Origin of the sequence: Pseudomonas sp. GXM4 (assembly GCF_008923895.1) — a bacterium.
In the GTDB taxonomy this organism is placed as follows: Bacteria; Pseudomonadota; Gammaproteobacteria; order Pseudomonadales; family Pseudomonadaceae; genus Aquipseudomonas; species Aquipseudomonas atacamensis.
Map to the genome: position 1 here is coordinate 1 of NZ_WBRZ01000319.1, position 5,752 is coordinate 5,752.

Annotated in this window: 5 protein-coding genes; 4 read left to right on the forward strand and 1 reads right to left on the reverse strand. The window is 61.3% G+C overall.

Annotation, left to right across the window (positions count from 1 at the left end; genetic code table 11):
• Positions 1-85: 85 nt before the first annotated feature.
• Complete coding sequence (bkdR, locus tag F8N49_RS24850; protein ID WP_016775196.1) at positions 86-574, reverse strand: Bkd operon transcriptional regulator BkdR; 489 nt, start codon at positions 572-574, stop codon at positions 86-88.
• A gap of 185 nt (positions 575-759) precedes the next feature.
• On the opposite strand from bkdR, the gene F8N49_RS24855 reads away from it, so the two are divergent.
• Genes F8N49_RS24855 through lpdA form a run of 4 tightly spaced genes read left to right on the forward strand, consistent with a single transcriptional unit; the run spans position 760 to position 5,710 of the window.
• Positions 760-1,995, forward strand: a complete 1,236-nt coding sequence (locus tag F8N49_RS24855; RefSeq protein ID WP_071172847.1) for a 3-methyl-2-oxobutanoate dehydrogenase (2-methylpropanoyl-transferring) subunit alpha — start codon at positions 760-762, stop codon at positions 1,993-1,995.
• 1 nt (position 1,996) lies between these two features.
• Entirely contained in the window at positions 1,997-3,055 is a 1,059-nt protein-coding gene (locus F8N49_RS24860) for an alpha-ketoacid dehydrogenase subunit beta (protein WP_071172848.1), read from the forward strand.
• Positions 3,056-4,330 carry a dihydrolipoamide acetyltransferase family protein gene (locus F8N49_RS24865; RefSeq protein ID WP_151553006.1) on the forward strand — a complete coding sequence of 425 codons (1,275 nt, stop codon included), beginning with the start codon at positions 3,056-3,058 and terminating at the stop codon, positions 4,328-4,330.
• Positions 4,331-4,336: 6 nt separating this feature from the next.
• The gene (gene lpdA, locus F8N49_RS24870; protein ID WP_110645541.1) at positions 4,337-5,710 is read left to right on the forward strand and encodes a dihydrolipoyl dehydrogenase; all 1,374 of its coding nucleotides are present in this window, start codon (positions 4,337-4,339) and stop codon (positions 5,708-5,710) included.
• The last annotated feature ends 42 nt before the right edge of the window (positions 5,711-5,752 follow it).

The following is a 5,752-nucleotide window of genomic DNA, read 5'->3' on the forward strand; positions in this document are numbered from 1 at the left end:
CACTTCTTGAGGCGGAACGCGGAGCGTCCCTGGCGGCATTCCCACGCGGAGCGTGGGAACGATCGGCGTCTGCAGGTCAGTCGTATCAATTGCCCAACGTCAACCCATTGGCCGGCAACGGCAACGCGGTCTTGTAGCGCACCTGCTTCAGCGCAAAGCTGGAGCGGATGTTCGCCACCCCCGGCACCTTGGTCAGAAAATCCATCATGAAGCGTTCCAGCGACTGAATGCTCGGCACCAGCACGCGGATCAGATAGTCCGGGTCGCCCGCCATCAGATAGCACTCCATCACCTCAGGCCGATCAGAAATCGCTTCCTCGAAATGCTGCAGCGCTTCCTCTACCTGCTTTTCCAGACTGACGTGAATGAACACATTCACATGCAGCCCCAGCAGATCGGCATCCAGCAGCGTGACCTGTTCCCGAATCAGGCCCAATTCTTCCATGGCCTTGACCCGGTTGAAGCATGGCGTCGGCGACAGGTTCACCGAACGGGCGAGGTCGGCGTTGGTGATGCGCGCGTTCTCCTGAAGGCTGTTGAGAATGCCGATGTCGGTACGGTCCAGTTTGCGCATGAGACAAAACCACCTGTTTTTTATGTTTATGCAGAATTTCTATCTGCAAATGGTCGCCAGCGCAACGAAACACAGAGAAATATTCTTCTTGGCCACGCCTATGATTGTTGTAGGACAAGATTTCCCCTACCCGGGAATGACTGCCAGCTCACTACAAGAAATTCACAAGATCGAGCGTAGAAGCCATGACCCAAGCGTATGAACCGCTGCGCCTGCACGTCCCTGAACCCTCGGGCCGTCCCGGCTGCAAAACCGATTTTTCCTACCTGCATCTGACCGATGCCGGTACGGTGCGCAAACCTCCTGTTGATGTAGAACCTGCCGATACCGCCGACCTCGCCCGTGGCCTGATTCGCGTGCTTGACGATCAGGGCAACGCCCTCGGCCCGTGGGCCGAAAACGTGCCGGTCGAGATCCTGCGCAAAGGCATGCGCGCGATGCTCAAGACGCGCATCTACGACAACCGCATGGTTGTCGCCCAGCGGCAGAAAAAGATGTCGTTCTACATGCAGAGCCTTGGCGAAGAAGCCATCGGCAGCGCCCAGGCTCTGGCGCTGAACATCGATGACATGTGCTTCCCGACCTACCGCCAGCAAAGCATCCTGATGGCCCGCGATGTGCCGCTGGTCGACCTGATCTGCCAGTTGCTGTCCAACGAGCGCGATCCGCTCAAGGGCCGCCAGTTGCCGATCATGTACTCGGTCAAGGACGCCGGTTTCTTCACCATCTCCGGCAACCTCGCCACCCAGTTCATTCAGGGCGTTGGCTGGGGCATGGCCTCGGCGATCAAGGGCGATACGAAAATCGCCTCGGCGTGGATCGGTGACGGTGCCACCGCCGAATCGGACTTCCACACCGCCCTCACCTTCGCTCACGTTTATCGGGCGCCGGTGATCCTCAACGTGGTCAACAACCAGTGGGCGATTTCCACCTTCCAGGCCATCGCCGGCGGTGAAGCCACGACTTTCGCCGGACGCGGCGTCGGTTGCGGCATCGCCTCGCTGCGTGTCGATGGCAACGATTTCTATGCGGTCTACGCTGCTTCCGCCTGGGCTGCCGAACGCGCCCGGCGCAACCTCGGCCCGACCATGATCGAATGGGTCACCTACCGCGCCGGCCCGCACTCGACCTCCGACGACCCATCAAAATACCGCCCTGCCGATGACTGGAGCCACTTCCCGCTCGGCGATCCGATCGCGCGTCTGAAACAGCACTTGATCAAGGTAGGCCACTGGTCGGAAGAAGAACACGCTGCCGTCAGCGCCGAACTCGAAGCCGAAGTGATTGCCGCGCAGAAACAGGCCGAACAGTACGGCACCCTCGCAGGCGGGCAGATTCCAAGCGCCGCGACCATGTTTGAAGACGTCTACAAAGAGATGCCGGAGCACTTGAAGCGCCAGCGTCAGCAGTTGGGGATCTGACATGAACGATCACAACAACAATATTCAGTTGGAAACCGCCATGACCACGACCACCATGACCATGATCCAGGCCCTGCGCTCGGCCATGGATGTGATGCTTGAGCGTGATGACAACGTCGTCGTCTTCGGTCAGGACGTCGGCTACTTCGGCGGCGTGTTCCGCTGCACCGAAGGCCTGCAGACCAAGTACGGCACCTCGCGGGTGTTCGACGCGCCGATCTCGGAAAGCGGCATCGTCGGCGTGGCCGTCGGCATGGGCGCCTACGGTTTGCGTCCGGTCGCCGAAATCCAGTTCGCCGACTACGTCTACCCCGCCTCCGACCAGATCATTTCCGAAGCGGCGCGCCTGCGTTATCGCTCGGCCGGCGAGTTCACCGCACCGATGACCCTGCGCATGCCTTGCGGCGGTGGCATCTACGGCGGCCAGACCCACAGCCAGAGCATCGAGGCGATGTTCACTCAGGTCTGCGGTCTGCGCACGGTGATGCCGTCCAACCCCTACGACGCCAAAGGCTTGCTGATCGCCTCCATCGAAAACGATGACCCGGTGATCTTTCTTGAGCCGAAACGCCTGTACAACGGCCCGTTCGATGGCCATCACGACCGCCCGGTAACCCCGTGGTCGAAACACCCGCAAGCCCAGGTGCCGGACGGTTACTACACCGTGCCGCTGGACGTTGCCGCGATTACTCGCCCGGGCAAGGACGTGACCGTGCTGACCTACGGCACCACCGTATACGTCTCGCAAGTCGCTGCCGAAGAATCCGGTGTCGATGCCGAAGTCATCGACCTGCGCAGCCTGTGGCCGCTGGACCTGGAAACCATCGTCAAGTCGGTGAAGAAAACCGGCCGCTGCGTGGTGGTTCACGAAGCCACCCGCACCTGCGGTTTCGGCGCCGAGCTGGTGTCGCTGGTGCAAGAACATTGTTTCCATTACCTGGAAGCGCCGATCGAACGCGTCACCGGTTGGGACACTCCCTACCCGCACGCGCAGGAGTGGGCGTATTTCCCAGGGCCGTCCCGCGTGGGCGCGGCGTTGAAACGGGTCATGGAGGTCTGAATGGGCACGCACGTTATCAAGATGCCGGACATCGGCGAAGGCATCGCAGAAGTAGAACTGTCGCAGTGGCACGTCAAGGTGGGCGATCTGGTGGTTGAAGACCAGGTACTGGCGGATGTGATGACCGACAAGGCGATGGTCGATATTCCGTCGCCGGTACACGGGAAAGTGATTGCCCTCGGTGGTCAGCCGGGTGAAGTGATGGCGGTCGGCAGTGTGCTGATCAGCATCGAAGTCGAAGGGGCTGGCAACCTTAAAGAGTCCGCCGCGCCCGCGCCGGTCAAAGAAGCACCGGTTGCGCCGAAAGTTGAAGCCGCTGTCGAAAGCAAGCCCGCCGCAGCCGCCGCACCACGTCCGGCTGCCGTTTGCCAAGGCCCGATGGTTGCTCGCGAAGCGGATGAACGCCCGCTCGCATCGCCGGCCGTGCGCAAACATGCGCTGGATCTGGGCATTCAATTGCGTCTGGTGCGCGGCACCGGCCCGGCCGGTCGCGTGTTGCATGAAGATCTTGAGACCTATCTGGCGCAAGGTCAGTCGAATGCTTCGGCGCCGGCCGCTGCCGCTTACGCTCAACGCAACGACGAAGAACAGATTCAAGTGATCGGCATGCGCCGCAAGATCGCCCAGCGCATGCAGGACGCTACTCAGCGTGCCGCGCACTTCAGTTATGTCGAAGAAATCGACGTCACCGCGATCGAAGAACTGCGTGCGCACCTGAATGAAAAACATGGCGCCAGCCGTGGCAAGTTGACCTTGTTGCCGTTCCTCGTTCGCGCGCTGGTGATGGCCCTGCGCGACTTCCCGCAGATGAACGCCCGTTACGACGACGAAGCGCAAGTCATCACCCGCCTCGGTGCGGTGCATGTCGGCGTCGCCACGCAAAGCGATGTCGGCCTGATGGTGCCCGTGGTGCGTCACGCCGAAGCGCGCAGCCTGTGGGACAGCGCCGCGGAAATTTCGCGTTTGGCCAACGCCGCGCGCAATGGCAAAGCCAGCCGTGATGAGCTGTCCGGTTCGACCATTACGCTCACCAGCCTCGGTGCGCTGGGCGGCATTGTCAGCACGCCGGTGCTGAACCTGCCGGAAGTGGCCATTGTCGGCGTGAACAAAATCGTCGAACGGCCAATGGTGGTCAAAGGCCAGGTGGTGATCCGCAAAATGATGAACCTCTCCAGCTCCTTCGATCATCGCGTGGTCGACGGCATGGACGCGGCGCTCTTCATTCAGGCCATTCGTGGCTTGCTCGAACAACCCGCCACCTTGTTTGTGGAGTAAGCCCGAATGCAATCTCTGAACACTACGCTGCTGATCATCGGCGGCGGCCCCGGCGGTTACGTCACCGCGATCCGCGCTGGGCAACTGGGCATCCCGACCATCCTGGTCGAAGGCCAATCGTTGGGCGGCACCTGCCTGAATATCGGCTGCATTCCGTCAAAAGCGCTGATTCATGTGGCTGAGCAGTTTCATCAGACGCAGCATCACAGCCAGCATTCGGCGTTGGGCATCAGCGTTGCCGCGCCGACCCTGGATATCAGCAAAAGCGTCGAGTGGAAGGACGGCATCGTTGATCGCCTGACCACTGGCGTCGCCGCGCTGCTGAAGAAGAACAAGGTTCAGGTCATCAACGGCTGGGCGAAAATCATCGACGGCAAAACCGTGGAAGTCGGCGATACCCGAATCCAGTGCGAGCATCTGGTGCTGGCCACCGGTTCGACCAGCGTCAACCTGCCGATCCTGCCGATTGGCGGGCCGATTATCTCCTCCACCGAAGCGCTGGCGCCGACGTCTGTGCCGAAACGCCTGGTCGTGGTCGGCGGTGGTTACATCGGCCTGGAGCTGGGCATCGCCTATCGCAAGCTCGGCGCCGAGGTCAGCGTGGTCGAGGCGCAGGACCGCATCCTGCCGGCTTACGACGCAGAACTGACGCAACCGGTGCATGAAGCGCTGAAGCAGCTGGGCGTGAAACTGTACCTCAAGCACAGCGTGCTCGGTTTCGACGGCACATTGCAGGTGCGCGATCCCGAAGGCGAAACCCTCAATCTGGAAACCGATCAGGTACTGGTCGCGGTCGGACGCAAACCCAATACGCAGGGCTTCAATCTCGAAGCGTTGAATCTGGACATGAACGGTTCGGCTATCAGGATCGACAGCGGTTGCCAGACCAGCATGCGCAACGTCTACGCCATTGGCGACGTGAGCGGCGAACCGATGCTGGCCCACCGCGCCATGGCTCAGGGCGAAATGGTTGCCGAGCTGATCAGTGGCAAGCGCCGCGAATTCAACCCGACCGCCATCGCCGCCGTGTGCTTTACCGACCCGGAACTGGTGGTGGTCGGCAAAACTCCGGACGAGGCCAAGGCTGCCGGGCTGGACTGCATCGTTGCAAGCTTCCCGTTCGCCGCCAACGGCCGCGCAATGACCCTGGAATCGAAAAGCGGCTTCGTCCGCGTGGTCGCACGTCGCGACAATCATTTGATTGTTGGCTGGCAAGCGGTGGGGGTCGGTGTCTCCGAATTGTCGACGGCTTTTGCGCAGAGCCTGGAAATGGGCGCGAGACTGGAAGACATCGGCGGCACCATTCATGCCCACCCCACCTTGGGCGAAGCGGTGCAGGAAGCGGCGTTGCGGGCGCTGGGGCATGCGCTGCACCTGTAAATCCGTCAAATTGATCGTTCCCACGCTCCGCGTGGGAATGCA

What these genes read in the sequence shown, in the direction of transcription:
- bkdR (WP_016775196.1), bottom strand. Translation starts at nt 574, where the DNA reads ATGCGCAAACTGGACCGTACCGACATCGGCATTCTCAACAGCCTTCAG.
- F8N49_RS24855 (WP_071172847.1), top strand. Translation starts at nt 760, where the DNA reads ATGACCCAAGCGTATGAACCGCTGCGCCTGCACGTCCCTGAACCCTCG.
- F8N49_RS24860 (WP_071172848.1), top strand. Translation starts at nt 1,997, where the DNA reads ATGAACGATCACAACAACAATATTCAGTTGGAAACCGCCATGACCACG.
- F8N49_RS24865 (WP_151553006.1), top strand. Translation starts at nt 3,056, where the DNA reads ATGGGCACGCACGTTATCAAGATGCCGGACATCGGCGAAGGCATCGCA.
- lpdA (WP_110645541.1), top strand. Translation starts at nt 4,337, where the DNA reads ATGCAATCTCTGAACACTACGCTGCTGATCATCGGCGGCGGCCCCGGC.